This is a genomic window from Prauserella isguenensis (genome assembly GCF_014191605.1).
GTDB lineage: Bacteria > Actinomycetota > Actinomycetes > Mycobacteriales > Pseudonocardiaceae > Prauserella > Prauserella isguenensis.
The window spans coordinates 1-24,712 of sequence record NZ_JACHWU010000011.1 but is presented as its reverse complement, the minus strand read 5'-3'; the positions used below and the strand labels follow the sequence as shown (position 1 = coordinate 24,712).

The 24,712-nt window shown below is 68.2% G+C and carries 25 protein-coding genes; 14 read left to right on the top strand and 11 right to left on the bottom strand.

Annotation, left to right across the window (positions count from 1 at the left end; genetic code table 11):
• Window positions 1-6 precede the first annotated feature (6 nt).
• Window positions 7-603, bottom strand: a complete 597-nt coding sequence (locus FHS23_RS22575; protein ID WP_183659444.1) for a COG1361 family protein — start codon at window positions 601-603, stop codon at window positions 7-9.
• A 155-nt stretch (window positions 604-758) separates the two neighbouring features.
• On the opposite strand from FHS23_RS22575, the gene FHS23_RS23475 reads away from it, so the two are divergent.
• The 3 genes from FHS23_RS23475 (at window position 759) to FHS23_RS22560 (ending at window position 3,298) form a co-directional block, all read left to right on the top strand.
• Window positions 759-1,226, top strand: a complete 468-nt coding sequence (locus tag FHS23_RS23475; protein WP_183659442.1) for a hypothetical protein — start codon at window positions 759-761, stop codon at window positions 1,224-1,226.
• A gap of 123 nt (window positions 1,227-1,349) precedes the next feature.
• Window positions 1,350-2,255, top strand: a complete 906-nt coding sequence (locus FHS23_RS22565; RefSeq protein ID WP_183659440.1) for an Abi family protein — start codon at window positions 1,350-1,352, stop codon at window positions 2,253-2,255.
• A 161-nt stretch (window positions 2,256-2,416) separates the two neighbouring features.
• Window positions 2,417-3,298 (top strand): hypothetical protein, encoded by an 882-nt coding sequence (locus tag FHS23_RS22560; RefSeq protein ID WP_183659438.1) that lies wholly within the window; start codon window positions 2,417-2,419, stop codon window positions 3,296-3,298.
• 145 nt (window positions 3,299-3,443) lie between these two features.
• On the opposite strand, the gene FHS23_RS22555 is transcribed toward FHS23_RS22560, so the two are convergent.
• A complete protein-coding gene (locus tag FHS23_RS22555) occupies window positions 3,444-5,159 on the bottom strand; it encodes a competence protein CoiA family protein (protein WP_183659436.1) in 1,716 nt (571 codons plus the stop codon).
• Window positions 5,160-5,483: 324 nt separating this feature from the next.
• On the opposite strand from FHS23_RS22555, the gene FHS23_RS22550 reads away from it, so the two are divergent.
• The 9 genes from FHS23_RS22550 (at window position 5,484) to FHS23_RS22510 (ending at window position 11,942) form a co-directional block, all read left to right on the top strand.
• Entirely contained in the window at window positions 5,484-6,962 is a 1,479-nt protein-coding gene (locus tag FHS23_RS22550; RefSeq protein ID WP_183659434.1) for a hypothetical protein, read from the top strand.
• 162 nt (window positions 6,963-7,124) lie between these two features.
• Entirely contained in the window at window positions 7,125-7,406 is a 282-nt protein-coding gene (locus FHS23_RS22545; protein ID WP_183659432.1) for a hypothetical protein, read from the top strand.
• Between the two features lie 144 nt (window positions 7,407-7,550).
• On the top strand, window positions 7,551-8,015 hold the full coding sequence (locus FHS23_RS22540) for a hypothetical protein (protein ID WP_183659430.1): 465 nt from the start codon (window positions 7,551-7,553) through the stop codon (window positions 8,013-8,015).
• 119 nt (window positions 8,016-8,134) lie between these two features.
• A complete protein-coding gene (locus FHS23_RS22535) occupies window positions 8,135-8,365 on the top strand; it encodes a hypothetical protein (RefSeq protein ID WP_183659428.1) in 231 nt (76 codons plus the stop codon).
• A gap of 96 nt (window positions 8,366-8,461) precedes the next feature.
• A complete protein-coding gene (locus FHS23_RS22530) occupies window positions 8,462-9,106 on the top strand; it encodes a GNAT family N-acetyltransferase (protein ID WP_183659426.1) in 645 nt (214 codons plus the stop codon).
• 81 nt (window positions 9,107-9,187) lie between these two features.
• The gene (gene ligD / locus FHS23_RS22525; protein ID WP_484573310.1) at window positions 9,188-10,150 is read left to right on the top strand and encodes a non-homologous end-joining DNA ligase; all 963 of its coding nucleotides are present in this window, start codon (window positions 9,188-9,190) and stop codon (window positions 10,148-10,150) included.
• Window positions 10,151-10,189: 39 nt separating this feature from the next.
• On the top strand, window positions 10,190-10,954 hold the full coding sequence (locus tag FHS23_RS22520) for a hypothetical protein (protein WP_183659424.1): 765 nt from the start codon (window positions 10,190-10,192) through the stop codon (window positions 10,952-10,954).
• 218 nt (window positions 10,955-11,172) lie between these two features.
• On the top strand, window positions 11,173-11,502 hold the full coding sequence (locus FHS23_RS22515; RefSeq protein ID WP_183659422.1) for a hypothetical protein: 330 nt from the start codon (window positions 11,173-11,175) through the stop codon (window positions 11,500-11,502).
• A 56-nt stretch (window positions 11,503-11,558) separates the two neighbouring features.
• Window positions 11,559-11,942, top strand: a complete 384-nt coding sequence (locus tag FHS23_RS22510; RefSeq protein WP_183659419.1) for a GNAT family N-acetyltransferase — start codon at window positions 11,559-11,561, stop codon at window positions 11,940-11,942.
• Here the strand turns inward: FHS23_RS22510 and FHS23_RS22505 are convergent.
• Both FHS23_RS22505 and FHS23_RS22495 read right to left on the bottom strand, forming a co-directional pair.
• Window positions 11,939-12,511: an NUDIX hydrolase gene (locus tag FHS23_RS22505; protein WP_246382645.1), complete on the bottom strand. Its 573-nt coding sequence runs from the start codon at window positions 12,509-12,511 to the stop codon at window positions 11,939-11,941. The two genes, FHS23_RS22510 and FHS23_RS22505, sit on opposite strands and share 4 nt — an antisense overlap.
• A gap of 520 nt (window positions 12,512-13,031) precedes the next feature.
• The gene (locus FHS23_RS22495) at window positions 13,032-14,534 is read right to left on the bottom strand and encodes an RNA-guided endonuclease InsQ/TnpB family protein (RefSeq protein WP_221219990.1); all 1,503 of its coding nucleotides are present in this window, start codon (window positions 14,532-14,534) and stop codon (window positions 13,032-13,034) included.
• 269 nt (window positions 14,535-14,803) lie between these two features.
• Between FHS23_RS22495 and FHS23_RS22490 the strand changes: the two genes are divergently transcribed.
• Complete coding sequence (locus tag FHS23_RS22490; protein WP_183659414.1) at window positions 14,804-15,481, top strand: ParA family protein; 678 nt, start codon at window positions 14,804-14,806, stop codon at window positions 15,479-15,481.
• Entirely contained in the window at window positions 15,481-16,320 is an 840-nt protein-coding gene (locus FHS23_RS22485) for a ParB/RepB/Spo0J family partition protein (RefSeq protein ID WP_183659412.1), read from the top strand. The genes FHS23_RS22490 and FHS23_RS22485 overlap by 1 nt, the downstream gene beginning before the upstream one ends.
• 864 nt (window positions 16,321-17,184) lie before the next feature.
• On the opposite strand, the gene dnaB is transcribed toward FHS23_RS22485, so the two are convergent.
• The 7 genes from dnaB to FHS23_RS22450 all read right to left on the bottom strand — a co-directional run bounded on the left by dnaB (window position 17,185) and on the right by FHS23_RS22450 (window position 24,592).
• Window positions 17,185-18,609 (bottom strand): replicative DNA helicase, encoded by a 1,425-nt coding sequence (dnaB, locus tag FHS23_RS22480; RefSeq protein WP_183659410.1) that lies wholly within the window; start codon window positions 18,607-18,609, stop codon window positions 17,185-17,187.
• A 219-nt stretch (window positions 18,610-18,828) separates the two neighbouring features.
• Window positions 18,829-20,151 (bottom strand): hypothetical protein, encoded by a 1,323-nt coding sequence (locus FHS23_RS22475; protein WP_183659408.1) that lies wholly within the window; start codon window positions 20,149-20,151, stop codon window positions 18,829-18,831.
• Window positions 20,148-20,789 (bottom strand): GIY-YIG nuclease family protein, encoded by a 642-nt coding sequence (locus FHS23_RS22470; RefSeq protein WP_183659406.1) that lies wholly within the window; start codon window positions 20,787-20,789, stop codon window positions 20,148-20,150. The genes FHS23_RS22475 and FHS23_RS22470 overlap by 4 nt, the downstream gene beginning before the upstream one ends.
• A gap of 493 nt (window positions 20,790-21,282) precedes the next feature.
• Complete coding sequence (locus FHS23_RS22465) at window positions 21,283-21,510, bottom strand: hypothetical protein (protein WP_183659404.1); 228 nt, start codon at window positions 21,508-21,510, stop codon at window positions 21,283-21,285.
• An 84-nt stretch (window positions 21,511-21,594) separates the two neighbouring features.
• Entirely contained in the window at window positions 21,595-22,722 is a 1,128-nt protein-coding gene (locus tag FHS23_RS22460; protein WP_183659402.1) for an NUDIX domain-containing protein, read from the bottom strand.
• 226 nt (window positions 22,723-22,948) lie between these two features.
• On the bottom strand, window positions 22,949-23,728 hold the full coding sequence (locus tag FHS23_RS22455; protein WP_183659400.1) for a GNAT family N-acetyltransferase: 780 nt from the start codon (window positions 23,726-23,728) through the stop codon (window positions 22,949-22,951).
• A 45-nt stretch (window positions 23,729-23,773) separates the two neighbouring features.
• The gene (locus FHS23_RS22450; protein ID WP_183659397.1) at window positions 23,774-24,592 is read right to left on the bottom strand and encodes a GntR family transcriptional regulator; all 819 of its coding nucleotides are present in this window, start codon (window positions 24,590-24,592) and stop codon (window positions 23,774-23,776) included.
• Window positions 24,593-24,712 lie beyond the last annotated feature (120 nt).

Below are 24,712 nucleotides of genomic sequence, written 5' to 3'. Positions count from 1 at the left end.
CAGGCATTACCCGACCACTTGGCAGGTTTCTCCCGTATCCCGGCGGTCCCTCTTGTTCTTCCGCCGTTCCGGATTGTTGCCGTCGCTCGGGTCGGATTGTGTTTCCAGGCCGATGAGGTCGACGTCTAACGGGAAGGAGTCGGCGTACCCACGGCCATGGTCGTCGACGTAGTGAACCGAGACGGTGAACTGTGCAGGGACTGGCTCGACGTTCCCGTCAGATCCTGCGCTCATGTAGGAGTAGATGTTCTTCAGCTGGTGACCGGGGGCAAGCAAGGTAATCGCCGTTCCATAGCGTTTCCGCAGGACGGGAGCGACCACACCTTGCTGTCCGTCATCGGTGTGGGTGTAGTCCGGCAGCGGCGGGTCGAAACGCACTTCGAGGTGGCGAGCGAGCGATTGGCCGTTGTTCTCGATGACGAGATAGACCACGCCCAAAGACATCTCCGGCCCCTTTTTCAAAGAGGCAACCACCACCGGGCGGGTGCGGTCCCTGCTGTCCTTGCGCGCACCGAGCAACGACCATCCGGCGATACCAGCCGTCGCGACAGCCCCGAGCGCACTGACTCCAGCGAAGATCGCCGACCAGTTCTGCGGATCCATACCTGCCATCACAGCAGACCATCGGCGTAACGCACCGATGCGAAAGCTGACGACGCCGGGTGATACAGCGGATTATCACCCGGTCCCCACCTCGACTACTGACCGACTGTCAAGCTGCCTTGACACAGTGGGAAACGTCAGGCTGGCTTGACAACATGGAGCGCATCGAGCTGACCGACGGCAGCGACAGGCTCATGCCGGGCCTGCTGCCCGCTGGCATCGACCTGGAGGCCGTCCTGCGTGACGGCGACGAGCGGGAACTCAACGCCACCTGGAACACCTACTTCGAACGCGAGTTCTGCCGGCGGGCCGATGCCCGCTCCGACGGCGACCCCGTGTTCGGCCACGTTCTGGCCGGCCTCGCCCCGGTCACCGCGGTACAGGCCCTCGAGGCCAACCGTCGCCTGGTCGAGCTGATGACCGGACGCCGCTGGGTCGTCATGCGCGACGCCCGCGAGGCCGGCGCCAGCTGGGCCGAGATCGGTGCCGCGCTCGGCATGAGCCGCCAGGCCGCGCACGAGTGGTACCAGCGCAAGATCGAACTGCAGGAACAGCGCGTGCCCGAGTTCCACGACACCGCCCGCTCCCGCGCCGTCCTCGAGCCGGACCACGATGCCGAATGACACACCGCCCAGTCCGTGTACGCCCGTCCCACCGGTCGGCTACACTGGAAGGCGATCGCCCCCCTCCCAAGCCTCTCGCTGAAGCTCAAATGGGAGGGGCCTTTTTCTTTTCTGGGGTAGTGCGTGAAGCCGAGCCTGTCCTGCGAGCAGCAGGTCGCCCTCATGATGCAGCGCGGCCTCGTCGTCGACGACACGAGCGCCTGCGCCGAGTTCCTCGCAGCGAACAACTACTACCGGTTCTCCGGCTACGCCCGGTACTACCAGCGAGCTCCGCACCTGGGCGACGACTCGTTCGTACCCGGCAGCACCTTCGACGAGATCCGCGCTGTCTACGACGCCGACGAGCAACTTCGGGCTCGACTCGCCGTCCCCCTCGCTCGCATCGAGCTGATGCTCCGCGCACACGTCGCGCGCGTGATCGCCGACGAGCACGGCGCCTACGGCCGCTTCCTCGAAGAGGACTTCTACACCGATGTCGGTGACCGGGAGCCGACCGTCGAGCTGTGCCGCCGCGACATCGACCGGAGCAAGGACCGCCACATCCTGCGCTATCGGGAGGACACCGCAGGCGACCGCGCCGAGTACAGCCGACTGCCCGTGTGGTCCGCGGTCGAGGCGTGGTCGTTCGGCACGTTGTCGAAGGCCATCGAACGGGGTGCAGGAGGCACACTGGTCGATGCCGTCGCCGGCAGCATCGGGATCGCCAAGGCCGGCTTGGCCTACCGCGTGAGATCGCTGGTCTATCTGCGGAACCGGTGTGCGCACCACAGTCGGCTCTGGCACCACTCCGTCCTCGACGCTGGTCCCACGCCCAACAACGTGCGTAAGCAGGCGAAGCGCCGGGCCGGGCAGTTCGAGCCTCGTTCCGTCCTCGATGTCATCGCCTCGCTCGACGACATGCTCACGCGGGGCAAGGCTGCCGACCCACTACTCCCCGACCTCGTCACCGAACACCGCAGCAACGCGGCCTTCTGGGAAGGCCTCGTCCGGCCGCAGAGCCCCCGCGACCACGCCTGTGCCTCGCTGTAGATACGGGTGCCACGACTCATGGTGATGCCCCGCTAATTGCGTGCCGGACCCGAGACTCGAAGACCGACCGGTGCTGTACAACAACCCCTATGCGCCGGGGACACGTCACCAGGACACTCAAACGATGGGGGTGGCTCGCTGTCGCCGCCCTCGGCACGGCGATGACAGCGGCGGGCTCCGCGTTCTCCGACACCACGGCGCTGATATGGGCCGGGATCATCATGACGGGGGTGTCGGTTGTCGCCAAAGCTCGTGATGAGTACGCAAGAAAACGCCTGCACTTCCGCATCACTGCTGATCGCTTGTCGATACCCGTCCTCGATGATGTGGAGCAGGTCATTGACCAGGTCGTACAGGGCATACGCGACGAGCTCCTGGGCGCGCTGGACCAGACACCGCGGCCGCCGTTGCTCGCGCTCTCCCACCCCGAGCAACGGAGTCCAGAGCAGTACCGAGGCCAGGTCGAGGAGTACCTCGACGCGTTGCCGACGGCACTGCGCGAGCTGCTGCACAGCCAATACGTCGCCGAACAGCACGGCCCGTTACAACTGAGGATCTCCAGCGACGGCGCTGGTCCGTTCGAGAAGGTTCGAGTGACTCTGCGCCTGCCGCCCGGAATCACCGTGCTCGACCCCGACGAGCTCGACACTCCGAACGAGGTCGCGTTCCCCGAGCAGCCGAAGCCCTACGGGAAGGGAGGGAGTTTCCTGTCGATGCCGTCGATACCCGGGCTGACATCAGCCTTCACGCCTGTCGACATGCCCCCGGACATCGACATCATTGACCACGCAGACGGCAGCACCACAGTCACCTACCCAGACATCACCGTACGGCCCGACGATCGCAACCAGCCGATGGAAGTGCTGTACCTCTACAGCTCCACCAACACGAACAACGACATGCGTGCACACATCGAGGCCTCCTCCGGCGTCACCGGCACCCCCGACACCGTCACGAAGTCCTTCACGCTCCGCGTCGGCGAGCCCGTGCCCGCTGACGCGCTCCTCAAGCGGGCATTGCGCACCGTCGCGGAAGAGGATTAGCGCAACAGGCTCGATCACGCGGGCAACGACACCACCGCATAAAGCAGCCACTTCGCCAGCACTCGCGAGCGGACGAGCTCGACGTCGCTCATACCCGAGGCTGGCTGATGTCTCGGGCACGAGGAGTCTCGGCTGAGCTCGGTGGTCACCTGCGTAGCACGGCCCACACCGTGGCCGTCGCTGCGAGCAGGCCGGCCTCGATTCCGCCGATCCACAGCAGTAGGTCCGTGAATCCCGTGTCGGTGACGGTGGTGAGTAGGCCTGCCAAGGCCATGCACAGGACGGCAGCGATCAACGCGGCCCGGCGCCACCACGTCCACGACAGCGGCGTCGTGCTGCCCGGGGCGCTGGGTAGGCGTTTCGGCGGCGGGCTGAGGCGGGCCGGTGGCTTCGGCTCGGCTGCCGGCCGGTTCGATACCGGTGGCGTGGGCGGTGACGGTGGCGTGGGCTGCGGCACGGACGCCGGGGCTGGCGTGGACGACGTGGAACGCTCCCCTGCCGCCGTTGGCGAACCGGATGTCGAGATCGACGCCGACGACGTCGACAGCGCTGCCCCGCTATCGACCGAGGCGGCGGTGTTCTTCGGTTTCGCGGGTTGCGGGGCGCGTTTGGAGAGCTCGCCGAACCGTCCTGCCGGTATCCAAGCTCCGTCGCGGTATCGGTATAACGTCCACGGCACCGAGCCCTCGGGGACGGCCACGCGCACCTCGGGGTAGCGGCGGGAGATCTTCTCCGCTGCAGACCAGTTGTCGGCCAGGACCTTGATCTCCCGCTCGTCCTCGGCGATCACATCGGGCAGCAGCAGAGCGAAGAGATGCGATGGGGGGCTGTTCTCCTTTCCAGCCTGCTGTGTCTTGCCATTGTCGAACCGGATAACCACCAGTTCGCCGTACACCACGGGGTCTATGGCCAGGATGGTCCGGTCCTCGCCCGGCTGGGCACGGTCGATCTTGGAGTCAGACAGGCCCGGCCACCGGTTCTTGGCGGCTGCGGTAGCCGGTGCCCTCAGAGCGCGCTGGCGAAGGCGCCAGTTGTGGGTGCGGTGGATCCAGTCGGTCGGGTTCTCGAACGCTCCGGCGTCCTCCGCGGCCGCGCGCTCGGTGGCGTATACCCACCACCAATCCTGCGGGGTGGCGTGCGGTTCAGGGCGGGAGGGCACGATACGACCGTCGGTGATCCACTGCACCATCGTTTTCAACGAGGCGTCCGGTTTGGCCACCGGTTCCCAGTGCCCGTAGGTGCGGAAGGCGCCTTCCGCGCGGATGGTCCAGGTGGCGCAGCCATCGACCACGGTCCAGGTGTGCTCATCGATGGTGTCGTCGCTGTCGGGTGCGGGCACCACCAACGCTCCGTTGGGCCGGTACCAGGGCCGGTTCTTTTCTCCGACGGCGATCCACGCGCACGCGATGCCGTCGCGGGCGTAGCGCTCGGTGCGGGCGCGGGCCTCGTCCTCGGTCTGGGCACTGACCTGGATCTCGAAGGCGATGCGCGCACCGTCTGCGCCGGTGGCCAGCACATCGGCGCGCCACCCGTCGCCCACCGCTTCAAGCTCCGCCTCGTAGCCATGCTCGCGGATCCACTGCGCACACAGATGCTTCAACGCCTTGTGCACCTCGGACTCAGAGGTCTCGCTCGCGGGACAATGCGGCGACCTCTTGTCGTGCGTGAACCCGCGACGTCCCTGGGGGCTGTGCTTGGCGTGCATGGGGTTTTCGCAGACCCTGCACTGCAGGTTCGGTCGCGGATCGCGCACCTTGTAGATCTGCTCCCAGGACGTGCCCCCGCCCAGATCATCCTGGTCTCGCGAAGCATCCAGTGCATGGGTCTGGCCGTCTTCCACCAACAGCGCGGTCGTCGCCATCCATACCACCCCCCAGCGGATGTTCAGATCTCTGCGCGGGCATCGTCGCACCCGTCACCGACATTCAGGGCACGTTGCCCGTTCGGGCCTCCCTCCCTGACAGGAGTTCCTACGCTCGCGCAATGGCCACGGGATCAGGGCTACGCGAGGCGTTCGTGAGCTGAGTTCCACACCGCCACGGCCACAGTGCTGACGGCAGTACGCCTATGGCGGCACGAGCATTAACGACGAGCAACCGTCCCCTTGCCGGCTACGATCGGCCGACGCTGTCGGTGTTGTGCCGTATACGTGGAGTGAGTTTTTGTCTCGCTACTGGGAGGACGAATGGGCGGCACGCACTACGTGCACGTGGCCAGCGACGCCGAGCTGCAGAAGCTGTGGGGGATGTCCGAGCGTGAGCTGGGCAAGCTCACCAAACGCAACGGGTTTCCGCGGCCGGTCGATCCCCCGGAGGACGAGTCGGGGGTGTGGCGGTCGATCCCTGCGCTGCGGGACTGGCTGGCAGCCACCGACTACCGCAAACCGCGGCAGCTGACGCTGGATTGGTGGCCGAACGCCGGCGAGCCGGCCGAGTTCGACGGGGCCCAGCGCATCACGCCGCGCTACGGCCGGCGGGACGTCGTGGCGCAGCACTGGGCCACCGAGTCCGGGCGTTTGGTGGTGTTCTGGCACGACGACCCGGCCATGGTCCAGGGCGGTGAGCTGGCCCGTATGGAGCCCATGGCCGATGTCTACGTGCTGGTCGGCTGGGACTGGGGCATTCGCGGACCCGCGTTGTGGTGCTGGAGCGGGCAGGATCCCGACGCCGAGCGGGTCGAGGTGAGCTGGTCGGACCTGGCCCGAGTGCTGGGCCAGCCGGCACCGTACTGGCCTGGCCGGTTGCGCTCCCCCGACCTGATCACCGACTGGCAGCCCGGGGATGCGCCAGCGCGCGATGTGGGCATGCAGGACCTGGATGTCTTCCCGCTCACGCGCATGGCGCTGCAGTACCCGCCCGAGCACGTCGCGCACCGGGCGCTGATCCACACCGCCCAGCTGATCGACCGCAACACCGAGGCCGCCGACAGCACCGACCTGCAGATCCTGCAGGAACGCCTCGACCGCGGCTCGATCACCCCCGACGAGATCGTCCTGGCCGCCCTGCCCGCCGAGCCCGTGACCGACGAGCGGCCGGACCCGCTCGAGGAAACCGTGCTCCACGCCGGGTGGCGTGAGGTTCTCGACCGCAGCGACCGGCTGGCCGAGCAGTGCGTGCGCACCCTCATGGCCTGGGACGGAGGCAGGTCACTGCCGTGGTCACAAACCCTGCTCATCCCCCACAGCCCCGCCCGCGCCGAATGGCTCGACCGTCTCGAACCCGCACCCGAGCGCACCGCCATCTACGCCGGCCTCGAACGCAGCCCCTCCCAACGGGGCGTGGCCATGTACGACCCCATCACCGATATCCCCGTGCTGCTGCCCGACGAGCCCGGCGAAGAGGTCCGCGCCCTGTCCTCACGGCGCCTGCCCGCCACCAGCCCGCTTGCCGAGATCATCCTGGAACAGGAGATCTGGGTCCGCACCCAGGACGGCACGCTCTATCCCGCCCCGCTGCACTCCTACGGCGGCCTGTCCTGGGGGTATGGGGGCACCGGGCCGCGCACCCTCGCCACCCTCGCCCACCGACTCCTGAAAGACATCACCGCGCCGGCCCCCACCGTCGGCGACGGGCACGCCACCCCCGACGGCCTGGTCGAGCTGTTCACCTACGACTGGGCCTCCGGCACCGTCATCACCCGCCAGCAACTCGAACAGGCCTGCTGACCAGCACACCCACCTTGCACCGCGGCGGGGCCCACGCCCAGGGGCTGGCGTGGGCCCCGCCGCTGGTTCCTTCCGGGATCGTCACAGCTATTCGGCGAGCGCCAAGGCAGGCCTCGGCGAGGCCTGGACCGTTTATCGTGCGGTGTCCGGCATGCTGCGGTGATGACACCCGAAGCGGCCCCGGGAGGTCCCGGCCGTCCCGAGCTGATGTGCGTGGCCGCGACGGGCGGGTTGTCGGTCCACCTGTTCGACCCGGATGCCAACGAGGTGCTGTGTCGCGGGCTTCGCTCAGGAAAGATCGGGGTCGGCACACGCCTGTCCTTCCAGGACAGTGGATGCCGCCGCTGCGCGAGGACAGCCGCCGCGCGCGGCTATCAGGACCTCATCACGTCCAACGGCGAGCGCATCCCGCTGGAAGGGTTCTCCCCCAGCATCGACCAATAGCGGCCCATTCCAGGGGCTGGCTGGTCGAAGGATCGTAGTTGATCTCGCCCCCTCCCCGTTTGTGTGGCATATCCCGGGGGTATGTGACGCGACATGTCGGGGGAAAGATCGACAGCGAGACTCGTTCAGGGAGGCACGGTCACCATGAGCGACGATCAGGACCCACGTTTCGGACATGACGATCTATTCACGGACAGCGGTGCGGATACCCTCCACATCACCGTGAACGGGACTACCGACGAACTGTCGTCCGCTCGCGATCTACTGCGCTACACATTGGCGGACCTGCCCGAGGAGTTCGTGATCGATGCGCTACTGGTCGCAGACGAACTCATCACCGACACCCTGCGCAGCAGCGGAGGACCTGCCCTGCTGCATGTGCGCCGCACCAATGGTGGCTACTGCTTGCAGATTGAGGTCACCACCCTCGGCGCCAAACCGCCCACAGTGAGCCTCGCCGAGGCCAGCCAGGGGCTACAGGTCGGCCGCATCATTCTCGAACAGCTTGCCGCGAACTGGGGCGTCGAGCAGAACGCCAGCTCCACCACGACCTGGGCAGCACTCGACATTCCCCCGGTCACGGTGACCAAGCCACGCGCGTCGACGTGAGCACTAGTTTTAGGAGGCCATGACGTTGCTGACGCGTGACGGCCTTGCGGGTGCGGTCGGCTGGCCATGGTGCGCGCCGTGGGGTCGGCGGTACGGCCGCGCTGGTTATGCTGCCGACCGTGCCAATTCGGGAAATCTCCATCGCAGCGCTGGGTCGGGATGAGGACACCTACACCGAGCCGCCGGGTCGGGAGCTGAGCCTGGCCGTCATCGGCGGGCAGGCGCACATCTCCGTGGCCGAGCTCGACGGGTTCGGAAACCGTGTGGAGACATCGAAGGACGTCGTGGTGGATGCCCGCTCGCTGCTGCTGGCGTTGCAGGCCGCCGTGCAGGACGGCGACACCTCGTGACGCTGCGGCCGTGACGGCCACGGGCCTACGCCGTCGCGGCGCCCTGCGGCATCGCCAGGCCGCGGCCACCACAACCACCGCACTAGCATCGAACACATGGTCGATGATCGGTTGCGTTCGGGGGCGCAGGGCGAGTTCGGGCGCCCGGAGCGGGTGGTGCCGCTGTGGCCGGGGCAGTCGGCACCCGCGCGCTGCCCGCGGGGGCATGCCTTCGACTACGGCGGAACGCGCATGGGGTGGCTGCACTACTACGACCGGCCCTCACAGACCTGTCGGGTGTGCCGGGACCTGCACCTGCCCGGCCACACCTGGTGCCGGGTGGATCCGACCCAGCAGACACTCGCCACCGACCCGGACGTGCCGCCGGCCTCGCAGGGCCTGCACCTGGTGGCGATCCCACCCGAGACGCGCGGCGGGCTCGGACAGATCGCCCTGTGGGTCGAGGGCACTCGAGTCGGACAGCTGGCCCTGCGACTGTGCGGACCATGCCGGGTCGGCGTGCTCGAGCACGTCACCGTCGCAGAGGAGCATCGCCGGCTCGGCTACGGCAGGCTGCTGATCGCCGCCGGCGTGGCCCGCGGTCCCGGCTACCGCTGGTCGGCCCCCTCCCTCGGATTCACGCCTGACCTCGTCGCCCGCGCCTTCGTGGCCGCGGCCCTACCCCACGTGGTCGCCGACGGCGACGCGCACCGGTGCACCGACATGCGCCGCGCCCTCGGCGACCACAACGCCGGCCTGTGACTCCCCCAGCCGCGTGTGAACCACGAGGAACAGAGGTTCCAGCGCACGGCGACGGCCGGCGTTCTCGGTCAGGATCGGGTCATGGCCGCCTCCGGTGAACCGCTCCCGCCGATGCTCGCCACGTCCGGGGATCCGCCCGCGGGGCCGGGGTGGGCGTTCGAGTGGAAGTGGGACGGCGTGCGCGCGATCGTCGCGGCCGAGGCGGGTGGTGTGCAGGCGTGGTCGCGGAATCTGCGACCGGTGCTCGAGACCTACCCCGAGCTGCGGCAGCTGGGCGAGCTGGTGGATCGGCCGGTGATGGTGGATGGCGAGCTGGTCACCCTCGATACCGAGGGGCGGCCGGATTTCGGCCGGCTGCAGTCGCGTATGCATGTCCAGCGGCCCACCACCGAGCTGCTGGCCAGCACGCCGGTGGCCTTCTACGTCTTCGATCTGCTCGCCGACCGCGACGCGGACCTGACCGGACTGACCTACCTCGAGCGGCGCGAGCGACTCGCCGCGTTAGGGCTGGCGCGGGAGCCGTGGCTGCGCACCCCGCCGCACTACACCGACATGGCCGGAGGCGAGCTGCTGGCCATCGCCGGCGAGCACGGCCTGGAGGGTGTGGTCGCCAAGCGCCTGCAGTCCCGCTATCTGCCCGGCAGGCGATCGCGGGACTGGATCAAAACGCCGCTGCGGCAGGCCCAAGAGGTGGTCATCGGCGGCTGGGTGCCCGGGCAAGGCCGGCGTTCCGGGGCGCTCGGCTCGCTGCTGCTCGGCGTGCATGACGCGCAGGGCGCGCTGCGCTACAGCGGGCACGTCGGCACCGGATTCACCGACACCGCCCTGGCACAGCTACAGGAGCAGCTCGAACGCATCGAAACCGCCGTGTCCCCGTTCGCCGGCGCGGTGCCGCGTGAATACACCCGCCACGCGCGATGGGTCGAGCCCGTGCTGGTCGGCGAGGTCGAGCATCGCCAGTGGACCGCCGACGGGCGCCTGCGCCACCCGTCCTGGCGTGGCCTGCGCCCCGACCGCAACCCGGGCGAGGTCGTCCGCGTGTAGTCCGGCCGGCGGTCCGGGGTGGGCTGGCACGCTGGCCGGGTGAGTGACTACGAGTACCGCCTCAACGGCGAACTCCCTGTTCTCGACCCCGAGCCCGTCGGTTCGACCGTTGGAGAGGCGCTGCGCGGTGCGCTGGCGCGCCTGGCGCGTGGCCGCACCCGCACCGTGTCGCTGTTGGCCTTCACTCCGCCCGGCGAGGGTCAGCGCCGCGGGAGCCGAGACCCGCAGGCGCGCGTTGATCTGTACTGCCTCCGGCCCGCACTGGTCTTGCCGGTGGGTGTGGGTGCGCTCGTCGACCAGGTGCACAACCTGCTGGCCGAGGGGTTCGAGGGCTGGGGCGCACCGACGCTTCCCGACGAGCCCGAACCGTTGGCCGCAAAAGAAGATCTGTTGCCGCTGAAAGTGTGGAACCTGCTGTGGCGCCGCCACTTCCGCTACGTCGAGCAGGTCGCCCTGGTACCCGACGCGGCCCTGCGGGAAATGCGCGGCATGGGCGAGACCCATCTGGCCCGACTGCGGGAGGTCATCCCCGGACCCCGGCCCCATCCCGCGACCACCGGTGGCGAGTCCACCCCGACCCGCCGTGAGGACTCGGTCGACGTCGTGGCCGTGGAATCGCAGGTCGAGATGGTCACCCTGCGCGCCACCAGCGACGAAGCGCTGTTCGCCGAAGCGAGCCGATGGCTCGCCCAGCACCCGGCGCATGGCCTGGTCGGCGTGGACTACGACTACTCCCCCACCGACCTCGACGGCGACGCCGAACCCTACGCCTGTGTCCTGCGCCTGACCGTACTCCGCGGATAACAACCACCCCGCCGCATCGGCGGCCCGCCACGCCCGGCTCTTGCCCCACATCCTGCCGCCGACAGCCCGCAGACCGCTGAGCAGCTCGACACCGCACCACCCCACATCGCGCACGGCACGACAGAGATCGCCGCCACGAGCCGTCGCTTCATGTACCCAGCTGAGGCGCACCACACGTCACGTTGCCCCAAGTAGCGAACGCATGTTCGACTTACGGGGTGGCTGCGGAACACGACACCGCCGCACCTCCGCGGTCGGTACGCACATTCGACCCACCCTGGCCGGTATGGATACAGCTCCGCCAGCTGCTACCGATCGGCCCCACCGACGACACCCCGGGCGATGCCGAGCAGGGCCTGCGTATCGACACCGAGGTTCCGGGACTGGCAAGAGAGACGATCCCGCGGGCCGATGCCGGCATGCTCGTGCTCGTGACCTACCCGCTATGGACCGGCGACGGCCAGCACCAGACCACCGTCACCCACTACGTGCCGCTCCACCTGGTGCGGCGCCGCAGCACACGACGCGGCGAGCGCGAGAACACGTGACCGGCACGACCCCCGCACCAGCCGCGACACCGCCCCGCCAGGCGCACACTCGATACGTGCCCCCAGTACCGCACACCCCCAACGTGCCCCGGCGCGACGCGCAGCTGGTCACGCTCCCGCCCGACCTCGAGGCAGGCCTCGGCCGCATCGAGCTCCACACCGCACCGCACGGCATCGTCGCGGACCTCGACCTCGCCGTCTGCCACACCTGCCACCGCGGAGTGATCGAGCACGTCCGCACCGACCCGCCCCACCGGCGCCGCGGCCACGGACGCGCCCTCGTCACCGCTGCCCTGCGCCGCGGCACCGGATACGCCTGGTCCACCACCCGCGTCGACACCGCCGGCGCGGCCGCGTTCTGGGCCGCCGTCGCCCCGAACCTGCCGCACCAGCCGGCCTACTGCGCCCACATGCGCCGCGCCGCCGCCCTCGAGCCCTAACGCAACGCCAAGTACCGATACAGCGCCACCGCCGTGGTCGCCCCCAACAGTTGACCACCGTCGGCGAGCTCATCGACCCGATCCAGCGGCACCCACTCCACCGTGCCCGCCTCATGCGGATCCGACGGATCCCCCACCTGCTCGGCACCCTCATCCCAGAGGTAGACGTGCATGGCACTGTCGACCAGACCCGGCATCGGATGCACCGTCAGCAAATGCCGCCCCGCCCCACGCGGCACGTGACCACTCTCCTCGAGCGCCTCCCTCCGCGCAGTGTCCCCAGGGTCCTCGCCGTCATCGACCAACCCGCCGAGCAGCTCATAGCCATCCCGGCCGATCACCCACCGCTGCCGCCGCAGCATCAACACCGCCCGGCGCTGCTCGTCGACGATCAACGCCACCGCCGCATCCGGCACCCAGATCGCCGCGTGCTCGAACCGATCCTCGTTCGGCGCACTCACATCGACCATGTCCACCCGCAGCCACGGCGACCCGTCATACGCCGTCCGCGAGCGATGCACCGTCCACGACGCATCCACCTGCCGCTCCCCCGGCTCGTAGGCACCCAACGGACGGATCCTCGGCCTCTCGCTAGTCATGCAGCCGACCCTGCCTGCAACACTGCCCCGACACAGCAACTCGATCCGAAGTCCACCAATCGTGGCGCACGGAGAACCCGACTACGGCACCCTCACCGACAGCGGGTGTTTACTCGGTAAACACCCGGCGCGCACTGGCGCAGAACCACCCCGCCCGCTCGCGCGGGGAGCCCCTGCTGTGGGCTGCCGATCACCCCCGCTCGCGCGGGGAGCACATCGGTATCGGGAGGCGGCGCCTCCGGTGTGTGGGATCACCCCCGCTCGCGCGGGGAGCACGGCATCGGCATCAGCGCCAGCGCCAGCGCCAGCGCCTACAACGCGTGGCACGGATCACCCCGCTTGCGCGGGGAGCACGCGTGACCGGCCGGTAACCGTACGTCTCGCCTGGGATCACCCCCGCTTGCGCGGGGAGCACGCTTGCTGACCTGTGCTCATACCGGCGGTATCCCCGCTATGGAGTTAGGTCGGGGGTGAGTAGGAGATCGCTCTCCTACGGTGCCCCAGCGTGCTGCTGGGGCTGCGCGCTTCGCTGCGGACTGCCACCCCGACACGAGGCCGGCGGTGGACTTACGTCCGCTCCACGCGCGGTTTCTCGTCGCCCTCCTCCAGGGTCGACGGGGACGGCCATCGCGGCGATGTTGCGCGCCGCGTTGATGTCCCGATCACACGTGAACCCGCAGTGGTCGCAGGTGTAGACCCGCTCGGACAGGGCCAGTTTGGCTTTCACTGCCCCACATGCCGAGCATGTCTTGCTGGTCGGTGCCCACCGGTCGCACACCGCGACCTGTGAGCCGTACCAGGGAGTCTTGTAGTCGAGTTGGCGGCGGAACTCGCCCGGCGCCGCGTCCAGTACTGACCGGTTCAGTCCGGTCTTCGCGCGCACGTTCCGCCCCGGCGCCGCGGCGTCGCCCTTGGCCGAGCGGGTCATGCCGGCCACGTTCAGATCCTCGATCGCGACCTCGGCGTAGGACGTGGCCAGGGTCTTGGTGATCCAGTGCAGGTGCGAGGCGCGTTGTTCGGTGACCTCCCGCTGGATCTTCGACAGGCGGGCGCGGGCGCGTTTCCACCGGTTCGACGGCTCCTGTCCGGTGCGCTTGTCGGGGCCGACGCGGCGCGACATTTGCCGCTGGGTGCGCACCAGCCGGCGCCGTGCCTTCTTGAGGTGCCGCGGGTTGGCGACGAGGCCGTGTTCGTCGGACAGCCCGCCGACGGGTTCGGACAGAGCCGCCAGCGCCTTCGTGCCCAGGTCCACTCCGATCCGCCCGGCCGCTTTCTGGCGGTGCGAGGGGCCGGCCTGGGTCTCGCGGCCGGGCGTGAGGTCGGGCTCGTCGACGAGCACCGAGACGTACCACCGATGGCCGCGGCGGCTGCACGTCACCGACTGCACTCGCCCGCCCCGGTCGAGCGCGCGCACCATCCTCTTGCACGAGCCGTGCAGGCGAACAGCGCCGATGTTCGGCATCCGCAGACGGCGGTACCCGTCCGGGCGAATGGTCGGCTTCTTAACGTCGTGGTGCAGCCGGAACGACGGCGTCGCCCGGCCCTTGCGTTTGAACCGTGGCTCGCCGACCCCGCGGCCGGCGCGGGTTCCGGCGAGGCTGGACATCCAGTTCGACCACGCCTGGTCGGCGTCGCGGAATCCGGAGGAGAACGCGAACCGGTTGATTCCGCGCCACCAGGGGCAGATCCCGCCGCGCCATGAGTCGGCGGCCGGGTCCTCGCGCCACGCGGTCCACCGGCGTGCCACTTCGGCTGCGGTCGGGATCTTCACCGCCGTCCTGCGGGCGGTCTTCTCGTCGAAGCCGAGCGTCACAAGCTCGGCGATCTGGAGTCGCCAGGCCTGGTTCGCCGCCCTCTTCTGGGCCAGGGCGAAGTTGAAGGCCCAGCGGGCGGCGTCGGCGTGCGCGGTAAGTACCGCGGCCTGAGCTGGCGTGGGGTCGAGGGTGAACCGGTATGCGCGATGCCGGCGCCCGGGTGCCGCCTGCTCAGCCACGCTGCCCACCCCTCCCTGATCTGGCGGGTCTCCGCTGGAACGTCTGGACCGTAACCGGGCCCCCTGACAAAACCCTGTACACCTGACGGGGGAGACGAGGGGTCGGCTGCGTTTACGCGGTAAACACTCGACGCGCCGCGCGCGTCGGTGTTTACCGCGTAAACACACCGACGCGCGGCGTGGACCAATGCTCGAGCTGCGGGGTGCCGCATGGCAGGCTGAGCGGCGATCCGAAGTACCCGATTCGGGGAAGCACACGGAGGTCTTTCATGACTCAACCGCAGGTCCATCTCGTCATCTCTCAGAAGGGCGGGGTGGGTAAGACCACGCTCGCGGTCAACCTGGCCGCCGTCGTTTCACAAACCCTGGGCGGCGACCCCGCGAAACCACCAGTTCTGGTCGCCTCCATCGACCCACAGGGTTCGGCCGTGTGGTGGGCCGAGCGGGTCGACGGGCAACAGCTCCCGTTCGACTACGACCAAGTCGACGACCAGCCCGACGAGGTTGCCAAACTCGACAAGCTCGAGGAGTACGACCACATCTTCATCGACGCGCCCGGGTCGCTCGCGCGGCCAGCGGTGCTCTCGCGTGCGCTGGAAGTGGCCACTGACGCCATCGTCCCGGTGATCCCGGAGCCGTTGTCCTACGGGCCGACCGAACGGACGGTGCTGGATCTGATCCAGCCCAAGGGGCTTCCGTATCGGGTGGTGCGCAATCTGTGGGACCGGCGCGATGGCCACCTCGACATCGACGCGCTGACCCAGTGGCTGGACCAGCAGGGTCTGGCCTACACCAACACCATCCTGCGCCGGTTCAAGCTGCACACCGTGGCAGCCGCCGAGGGCAAGGTCGCCACGCAGTACTCAAGCAACCGGACAGCGACCGAGGCGCGCAACGACTTCCTGATGCTCGCCTTGGAGCTCGGCTACGGCGGGCAGGTGTCCTGATGGGTGGCCGCCGCGGAATTTCAGGGTCCGCCCAGCCTCAGACGACGACGCCGTCGACGGTCCCGGTCACTTCGATCGCGCACAACCCGCGCAACCCCCGCACCGACTACGACGACGTAGGGGAGTTGGCCGAGTCGCTCAGCGAGGTCGGCGTACTCCAGCCCCTGGGGGTGGTGCGCTACGAGGTGTTCCTGACGCACTACCCGGACCACGAGCACGACGTGGGCGCACACGACTGGGTCGTGGTCAACGGCAACCGGCGCCTGGCTGCTGCGCAGAAGGCCGGCCTCGAGAAGGTGCCGGTGCATGTCGTCGACCACCTCGGACGAGAGGAAGCGCTCGACGAGTCGGTACTGGTGGAGAACATCCACCGTGAGGCGCTCCCGCCGCTGCGCGAAGCCGAGGCGATCCGGCTGCTCGTGGACCGCCATGGGTCCCAACGCGCAGTCGCCAAACGCATCTCGAAAACGAACGGGTTCGTCTCGCAGCGGCTCGCGCTGCTCGAGCTGGAGGATTCACTCAAGGCGGCGCTCGAGTCGGGTCAACTGGGACTGGCGGACGCACGGCGCGTGGCCAAGCTGCCGCCGGGGGAGCAGACCGCGGAGTGGGAGCGGATTCAGCAGGAGGGCACCAGTCCGGCGGGTCCGGCGGAGATCACCTCCGAAAGCGGGCGTGCCGAGGTTGGGGGTGTTTACCCGGTAAACACCCCCGCATCGGAGCGGCCGCCCAAGCGCCCTCGGACTGTGCCCTTGAAATCGCCCGAGCAGATCGCCAACGACTTGAAGACACATCTCGACGCAGCCGAACTTCAAGCCGTGGTCGTATTGCTGACCGACTAACCCTGTCGACGCCAGCTGTCACCACATCGCCTGCCGTTTCGACTGCGCGGGTTGTCAGCACTTCACGCACGGGGCCTCAATGAGCGCCGTGCGCACGTAGCGCGCCCCCGCGCACGGTGCCTGACCTGCGAGTTGCACGGGTTATGCGCGGGGTGTGCAGGCGACCGTGCGGGGTCCAGTGCGCGGCCTCGGCCCGGGGTCTGCACGGGTTGTGCACGCCCTCGACACGCGGGCACGTGTTCGTGCTGTGCGCGCCCCTGTGCGCGGGAGTCTCGCTCGTGCACGGGGTCGGCGTCGCCGGCGCGAGCCCGCAGACGAAGGCGTGCATCTGACGGTTCGCGCGCGAGCACGCGATCCGGTTCGGAACGGGCATCTCACTCATGAGGTGTCGCGCTCGGGGCCTCACATCGCCGCCTGCGCGCACTGACCGACGTGGCTGGACAGGCCCGGGGGAGCAGTCATCACGAGCTGCGCACCGACCAGGACGTCGTCGCACGGTTCTCGATCCTGGCGCCGGAGGCGGCGGGTGTGGCAGAAGGGTCCGGCGTCCCCCACGCCTTACTCTCGGTACTCGCCTCATTTGCCTCATCATCGCCTCACGAGGCGGCGCGCACAGCCGGGTAACCGGCGTCCCTACGCGTGCGCGCGGGCACGCGCACGCGTAGGGACCGGGCCGCGGTCACCTCAGATTCTGTGAGGCGACGTGAGGTAACCACGCCAGATGACTACCGGCCGTGACACAGGTAGCTACCCGTGACTCCGGGAGTTCCCGCGGTATGAACCGACAGGAACTCTCGACCAGGCCGCACCCCATAGCAGCACCGTGTAGGTCGTTATACGCCCGGCGGTGGTGTGGCCAGCGGGTCAGCCCTGGGCGAGGTCGGCGAAGCGGCAGTAGTGCAGCTGCTGGGCGATCGAGATGGTCGAGCACGGGCCGCCGCGATTCTTGGCGAGGATCAGGTCGGCCTCTCCGGCGCGCGGGTCGTCGCGCTCGATGGCGTCGGGGCGGTGGATGAGCATGATGATGTCGCTGTCCTGCTCGATCGCGCCGGACTCACGCAGATCCGAGGCTGCCGGCCGCTTGTCGGCGCGGTCCTCGCTCTTGCGGTTGAGCTGGGAGAGCATCACCACTGGCACCTCGAGCGATTTCGCGGCGAGCTTGAGCTCGCGGGTGATGGAGGCGACCTCGCGTTCGCGGTTGTCGGCGGGGGAGTCGGCGTGCATCAGCTGCAGGTAGTCCACGACGATCATGGACAGGCCGGTGCGGCGCTGCTGTTGCCGGGCCAGGGCGCGGATCTGGCCCGGGGTGACCCGGGCGTTGTCGTCGATCATCAACAGGTCGCCGACGCAGGCGCTCGAGCCCTGCGCCACTGGCTGGGAGGTCTCAGCGGCTTTGCGGTAGATCCGATCGCGGCCGGCGTCGTCGAGTCGGCCCTGGCTGGTGTAGTCGGAGTGGCGGACGCGGGCTTCGGCGCAGATGACCCGGTCCCACAGCTCGCCCTCGGACATCTCCAGCGAAAAGAACATCACCGGCTTGCGCTCGACAGGATCGCCGTGGTGGAACGCCACATGCCGAGCCCAGTCCATGGCCAGGGTCGACTTGCCCACGCCCGGGCGGGCGGCCACGGTGACCAGCTGGCCGGGACGGAATCCGCCGGAGAGCACCTCGTCAAGGTCAGCGAACCCGGTCGGCAGCCCGCCCTGTAGGCGGCCGGCCTGCAGGTCGTCCAAGTGCTGCAGACGGTCCCGTGTCAGCCGCGCGAAGGTCGCCTTGCGCGTGGTGCCGGTGGCGGCGTCGTTGACCTCGTCAAGGCGCTGCTGGACCGACGAGAGCAGCTGGGTCACGTCCGCCCCGCCCTGGTCGTCGACGCGGGCGCTGCTGATGGCCAGCTGGTTGGCCTGGATCCCGAGGGTGGCGATCCGGCGCAACGTCGCCTTCTCGTGCACGATCTCGGCGTAGTAGCCAACATTGGCCGCGGAAGGCACGGTTTCGAGCAGCGTGTGCAGGTACGGCGCGCCGCCGACCTTGTGCAGCTCCTCGCGGCGCTCGAGCTCGGCGGCCACTGTGATGGCATCCGCCGGCCGGTCGTCCTGGTACAGGGCCAGGATCGCCGCGAACACCACCTGGTGACGGACCGAGAAGAACTCCTCCCGCGTCAGCGTGGCGCTCACCTGCGTGATCGCGTCGGCCGACAGCAGCATCCCGCCCAGCACCGACTGCTCAGCGGGTAGATCGGCCAGCAGTTCCCGGGCCTCGTCGTCCTGCGAGATACTCGTGGTCGTGGACATGATCTGCACCTTTCGTGTTCACCGCCCGGCCGGGGATGCCGCCCCGGCCGGGCCCTCGCTGGGGGCCAACCGGCCACACCGTGCGCGGCTCTCGTGGCCTCAAGATCAAATTCCGGCCTGAGTTGCCCTGTGTCGCTACCAGTCCCACACTCCGGGGAATCACACGCGTGCAACTCCGAACGGCTTGCTGCGGGAAACTGAGCGGCTTCTCGAGGTGATCTAGGCGGCGTGCCACACTGCCGGGCCACCGACGCACGCACACGGCACGTGGTGGCCCTCGGCATCGCGCACCATCCGACCGTTCTCATCCCGGCGGAAACGTCCCTTCACCGAGCCTCCCTGAGGAGTTCCGCACTCCTCGCACTCGGGCAATGACTCAGCCGCATCTGCGCTGGCCAGCGAATCGGAGTCCGAATCAACCACGTCTGCCGAGATTTGCTCGCCCGACGTCGACGGCTGAGCCAACACCACCCGGCTCACCCGGGCACGCCAGCTCGACAGCTGACCAGCACCGAAGGCACCAGCCACGTAGGCGACCGGCTTGTGCCTGGCCTCCTCCAAGGCAGCGGCGATCACCTGTCGGGCTTGCACCACCGTCACCGACCCATCCCGCAGTCGCTCCGCGATCCGGCCGGTCATCTGGTCGACATCCAGCTGCGACGCAGAGACCGCCGACCCCAGCCGGGTAGCCACCCGGTCCCACGGCGCCGCCTCGACGATCTCCGCCGCGGCTACGTCGTGCTCGTCTTTGCCCGTGGCGGGCGGCTCCGCCGCACCGCCCGGCACGGGCTCAGTCTGATCTCCTCTCCTCTCCTCGGAGAGGAGATCAGACTCAGATCGACGCGCGCGCGGGAAAACCCCCTGCAGGGGGTTTTGCCCCTGACCTGCGGTTTTGAGGGCTTTGCCCTCTGTGGGGGGTAGAACCTTTTCGGGCTTTACCCCCCACAGGGGGTTTTGCCCCTGACCTGCGGTTTTGAGGGCTTTGCCCTCTGTGGGGGGTAGAACCTTTTCGGGCTTTACCCCCTGCAGGGGGTGTTGCCCCTGACCTGCAGATTCGGGGTCTTCAGTCCAGATGGATCCCCACGCCTCAGGATCGGCGTACGCGGCGGCGAGCTCGCCGGTGTGGGTCGGCCCGCGGTAGTTCTCCGGCGGATCAAGCCGAACGGTGAAGCTGTCTCGTGTGCGCCCGCCGCCACCCTTGCCGTGGGTGTAGTGCCGGTACACCGTGAGGAACCCGATGCGCTGCAGCCATTGGACAATCCACGCCGCCTTGTCGTAGCGGCTGTAGCCAGCCCAATGCGCGATCGCCGAGCGCGTGACCGTGACACGTGCATCGCCGTGCGCGTTCGCCGTGCTCGCGAGGAGCTGGTAAACGACAGGCCAGACCTTCTCCGGACTGGGATGCGGCTTACCGTTCGACTGGCGAGGCGGATCGAGCAGGAGACAAGCCGGAATCCAGGTGTCGATCTGGACACCCCGCGGCGTGTTCTCCAGCGCAACCTCGATGTCGTCGACGTGTGTCGTGGAGTCGGGGCGGGTCACTTGGCCACCTCCACAGCACCGAGGCGAAGAGCTTCGGCACGGACCACGCTCACCGGATCCACCTTGGCGCTGAACTTGAACCACTCACCATGGGTTCGGTGCCGCGCGAACTCAGCGTGGAGTTGTTGTTCAATGTCGCGGCTGCCCAGTGCAGACCACCGGACATGAAGGGATGCAGGGCTCGTCGACTGGAGAGATTTCAGCCGCTGGTGCAGATCGGTGGTCATTCCAATCTTCACGTGAGGGCTGGTCTCTTCTCCGATGATGTAGATGTACGTGTCCTGCTCCGGCGGCCTCGTCCGAGTGATTCGTCGCCACTGTTCCCGCCGCCACTGTTCCGTCCGCCGCTCGACGTCCGCACAGGCCTCGCAAAACAGGGGAACATGAATCCCGTGCTCTCTGGCCTCAAGTGCGCTGTACAGGTCGTTCGGGCCGAGCGGACCGCGATAGCCGGTCGGCTCAGAGGTACGTACGACCCATGCTTCATCGCTGCGGGTGAGGAACCCGATCCGCTCGAGATAGTCGAGCGCCCAGTCGATGTTCTGAACCTCGACGCCGCAGACCTGCGACAACCGATTCCGGTCAATCGTCCCTCGCTCAAGCAATGCCTGAGCTGCAGGCACGACTGCGTTGGCCATGGCCGGCGAGATCGGTGAACCATCCCGTTGCCTCGGCGGCATCAGCCGAACACAAGCAGTGACCCAGAACGGCACCCCGCACGTCGGGGCCGAACTGAGGCTTCGATGCCATGACCTGTCGTCGGAGTGTTGATGCTCGTCCCAGAACGGGGAGGTCGCCGACGTAGAGGGGCCGACAACCACTTCGATTGGGGTCTCGTGTTGCGGGGTGGACGTGTTGTTCAACTGGGCTCCAGTGATCGGAGCCGCGCCCGTGCCACGTGATCGTGGTCATGAGTTGGCATGGACTGCCGTGCCTCGTCATGTACCATCGTTTTTAGGAGCTGCGGGCGCAGCTACTGGCTTAGAAGACCCCTCGCTGGACCGTTCAAAGTTCAGGCGGGGGGTTTTCTGCTGTCTGGGGTCGTCTGCGGCGTTGCTCTCTGTCTCTGCGCCGGCCCGGCCACGAATCGCCAGACGACGTGCGAGCACCACCGCGAGGCCTGCGACTACGTCATGCCGGCACCGCCTCGTGCTGCGCCTCGAGCTCGGCCAGGCGAGCCTCGAGCTCGGCGGCCCGCTCTGCACGCTCGACGATCTCGGCGTACTGGTCGGCCGGGACGATGCGGGCGTAAGCGCGCCCACGGAACTCAAGCGCCAGCTCGTCACCGCGTTTGATGTGTTTGCGGACCAGGCCGGGCTCGTCCTGAATCGCGGTTGTCGTCGTGGGTACGACTGCCATCGCGACCTCCTGATCATCCGGGTTGATGATCAACCTACCATCGAAATACGTACTTCGGCGTAGTGGGGCGGGGCGTGTCGCCGATCAGGTGAGTGCCGTGGCCAGGTGCTCGGCCACCGGCTCGTACACATGCTCGGGCTTGATGCGCTCGTCGAGCGCCATCTTGTCGCACCAGCGCACCTCCGCCAGGTCCTCGGGCTCGCCGACGTGCACCTCGAGCCCGTCGGAGGGCTCGCACAGCACGTAGGCCATTGCGGTGCCGGTCTTTGGGTGCACCCGCCGGCCCAACTCGCGCACCGCGGTGACGGCGAGGCCGGTCTCCTCCTTGACTTCGCGCACAGCCGCATCGGCCACGCTCTCACCGTCCTCGATCCCACCACCGGGGAACGTCCACGGCGGCTTCCCGTCGTGCCGCGCGGCCAGTAACACTCCCTGATCGGAGACCACGACAGCGGTCGCGACCTGGGGAGTGACGTCGTCCTGGCTCATGTGCCTCTCCAATGCGTGAAGGACGGGACCGAAGATCCGGTCGCTGTCAATGAACTTGCCGATTCGGTTGATCGGCGCCCAGAGAACGTCGCTGTTCTCGGCTGCCTGGCCATTGACAAGGTCTCCGGCCAGATACTCGGCCGAGTAGTACTCGCACCAGGCCGAGGTCACAGGGTGGATGCGGCCACCGAGGTAGGCGGTGACCGCCGAGCGGATGCCCGTCTCCGCAGCACATTCCTCGACGGCACGCTCACCGGCGTCCTGGCCGGGCTTCACCACGCCCGTCGGGAACTGCCACGAGCCGTCCCGGTTCCGAACGAGGAGGACGTGCCCGGCGTCCATCACGATGCAGATCGCCACGGACAGCGACGCCGCTCCCGGCCGGCGCGGGGTGCCGTCGAGGTGCGAGTAGTCCTCACCGCCGAGCAGGTCGCCGGCGCTGCACCGGTACACGCGCGCCAACACGTTGAGCGTGCCGAGCGACGGCTGCCGGCTGGTCTCCCAATTCGACACGTCCTTGCGGGTGCAGACTCGATCGTCCGGCGCGCCACGCAGCTCGTTGACCTCGTCGGCCACCTGCTGCTGCGTCAGCCCGTGCGACAGCCGCGCCGCGGTGCGCGGGTTCAGACCGTGCTCGACAGTCCACTGTCTGACGATGTCGCTGGTGGTCCAGCCGTCCGCGCGTAGCTCGTCGGCGATGGCCGCGAAGTCGCTGCGTCTCATGACGTCCCCCTGGCTGATCGGCACTGACGGTATCCGCGACGCCACCCGGTGTCCACGCGCCTCGCGGACAACATCGCTACGTCCGTGCGGGTCTACGTGACCTGCGAAAACGTCCACTCTGATCAGCATTGCTGATTGATATCTCCAGAGTGGAAGTGGACGGCGCACGAGAGAGGCCCCCCGACAGGTGCGATGCCTGCCGGGGCCTCCAGAGGCAGCGCCGGTGTCAGCTGGTGCTGCCCGAGATGACGCGATACCAGACACCGTTGCGCTGTCTCACGCCGCGTGCCTCGTTATCCAGTACCCGGCTGGCCTGCTCGAGCGCCGTATTCCACGGGTCCACGACCGATTCGACATCGTCGGATTTGACGCTGTTGACCAGCTCGGACGCGGCCTGCCACACCGCGGCCTCTCCGGTCGGGTCGTACGGGTCATCGCTGCCGATCTGTACCGTGCCCGCCGCTCGTTGGTACAACGCACCGGATCCACGGGTGTACGTCTGACCGCTTGGCCGGGACCCGCCAGGGTCGATGCTGGTGACCACGGTGCCGACCCGCTCGAAGCCCGCGCGCTCGTAGTAGTGCTGAAGCGACTCGTTGTCGCGATGGCAGTCCAATCGCAGCCACGAGTAGCCGAGGGCTGCTGCCCGAGCGCTTGCCCAGTTCAGGATGTGCGTTCCGAGGCCGCGGCCAGCATGCGCGCGTCGCACCGCCATTCGATAGATGTAGAGCGCGTCGTCGGCGTCGGTGGGCCAGCCGTGGGCGTAGTCGGGGTCTGGGCCGGCCAGGGTTACGACCGCCGCGATCTCGTCACGACTGCGCACGACCCACACGTGGCCTGCCTCGATGTGTGCGTTGATGCGCTCGGCGCGCCAATCGTCCACGCCGGAGAATTGGGCCGGCCACTGCTTAATGCCCTGGTCCTGGAGCCAAGCAGCGGCTTCGTCCAGTACTGAGAACACGGCGTCGGACTCGTCGGGGACAGCTGGCTCGATGCGGATCAACATCAGAGGTCCTTTCTGCAATGGGCGGCGGTCGACGGGCAAGCTTGGTCAGCTGGGGCTGGCGGGGAGTCGATACCGCAGCACCTGGCGCTCGCCCACCCAGGTCGACACCAGAACGCGGACACGTCGGCCGGAGTGGTCGATACCGATGCGTGCGTGCTGACCGACTGGCGAACCCGGCTGGAGATCCAGCAGTTCAACCTCGTCAGGAGTTGGCATACGCGGCACGATCCGGTCTTCAAACTCGCGCTGCTCGCAGCCGATGGCACGGAAGATGCCGCCGGTGACAACGACATCGCGCTCAACGAGGAACGGCGCGAACTCCTGCCCATCCTCGCCAGTGACGGTGCGCACCGCGACGTCCTCGGGTGCCCACGTGTCGGCGAGCATGACCGGCATCTCCGAGTCCTGCGGTGGACGACTGACCATCCGTAGCCGGCGGCGGCGAGCCAGCATCGTCCCCTCCGAAACGTCGAGCATTTCGGCGATGTCGGATGGGGCGGCCATCCACGTCACCGTCACGACCTGCCGTGGCGTCCACCCCTGCTGTTCGACGTCGGCCTTCCACTGATCGACGGCCTGCGCGGGGTCGTCGGTGTAGGCCCCGCGCTCGAAGTCCGAGGCGTTGAAGAAGATCGAGAAGCGCGACCGGACGGTGCGTCCCAGCGACCCTGCTCCCGCAGTGATCAGCGCGTCCTGCTGGAGATGCCCGAGCGCGGTGCGAATCGTTGGCCGGGAGAACCCGTACCGCTCCGCGAGCTCAAGCTCCGCCGGTATGCGCTGTCCCGGAGCTAGGTCTCCGCGTTCGATCTGAGTGCGGAGGTCGTCGTACACGTGCCGCCATCGCGGCCTGTTCGCTGCGGTCATGCGCCGACCTCGTCTCGTTCGATCGCGGTTCTGTTCGGTCTGACAGTACATAAATTCCCCTTTGTCATGACAGAGGTCTTGACGGATGGATTCTAAGTGCTTACTGTCATCTCTGTCATT

Excerpts from the sequence above, each read along its gene's own strand:
- dnaB (WP_183659410.1), bottom strand. The coding sequence starts at position 18,609 with ATGTCCACGACCACGAGTATCTCGCAGGACGACGAGGCCCGGGAACTG.
- FHS23_RS22460 (WP_183659402.1), bottom strand. The coding sequence starts at position 22,722 with ATGAGACGCAGCGACTTCGCGGCCATCGCCGACGAGCTACGCGCGGAC.
- FHS23_RS22560 (WP_183659438.1), top strand. The coding sequence starts at position 2,417 with ATGACAGCGGCGGGCTCCGCGTTCTCCGACACCACGGCGCTGATATGG.
- ligD (WP_484573310.1), top strand. The coding sequence starts at position 9,188 with ATGGCCGCCTCCGGTGAACCGCTCCCGCCGATGCTCGCCACGTCCGGG.
- FHS23_RS22555 (WP_183659436.1), bottom strand. The coding sequence starts at position 5,159 with ATGGCGACGACCGCGCTGTTGGTGGAAGACGGCCAGACCCATGCACTG.
- FHS23_RS22575 (WP_183659444.1), bottom strand. The coding sequence starts at position 603 with ATGGATCCGCAGAACTGGTCGGCGATCTTCGCTGGAGTCAGTGCGCTC.
- FHS23_RS22545 (WP_183659432.1), top strand. The coding sequence starts at position 7,125 with ATGACACCCGAAGCGGCCCCGGGAGGTCCCGGCCGTCCCGAGCTGATG.
- FHS23_RS22455 (WP_183659400.1), bottom strand. The coding sequence starts at position 23,728 with ATGTTGATCCGCATCGAGCCAGCTGTCCCCGACGAGTCCGACGCCGTG.
- FHS23_RS22450 (WP_183659397.1), bottom strand. The coding sequence starts at position 24,592 with ATGACCGCAGCGAACAGGCCGCGATGGCGGCACGTGTACGACGACCTC.
- FHS23_RS22470 (WP_183659406.1), bottom strand. The coding sequence starts at position 20,789 with ATGGCCAACGCAGTCGTGCCTGCAGCTCAGGCATTGCTTGAGCGAGGG.
- FHS23_RS22465 (WP_183659404.1), bottom strand. The coding sequence starts at position 21,510 with ATGGCAGTCGTACCCACGACGACAACCGCGATTCAGGACGAGCCCGGC.
- FHS23_RS23475 (WP_183659442.1), top strand. The coding sequence starts at position 759 with ATGGAGCGCATCGAGCTGACCGACGGCAGCGACAGGCTCATGCCGGGC.
- FHS23_RS22540 (WP_183659430.1), top strand. The coding sequence starts at position 7,551 with ATGAGCGACGATCAGGACCCACGTTTCGGACATGACGATCTATTCACG.
- FHS23_RS22485 (WP_183659412.1), top strand. The coding sequence starts at position 15,481 with ATGGGTGGCCGCCGCGGAATTTCAGGGTCCGCCCAGCCTCAGACGACG.
- FHS23_RS22530 (WP_183659426.1), top strand. The coding sequence starts at position 8,462 with ATGGTCGATGATCGGTTGCGTTCGGGGGCGCAGGGCGAGTTCGGGCGC.
- FHS23_RS22550 (WP_183659434.1), top strand. The coding sequence starts at position 5,484 with ATGGGCGGCACGCACTACGTGCACGTGGCCAGCGACGCCGAGCTGCAG.
- FHS23_RS22490 (WP_183659414.1), top strand. The coding sequence starts at position 14,804 with ATGACTCAACCGCAGGTCCATCTCGTCATCTCTCAGAAGGGCGGGGTG.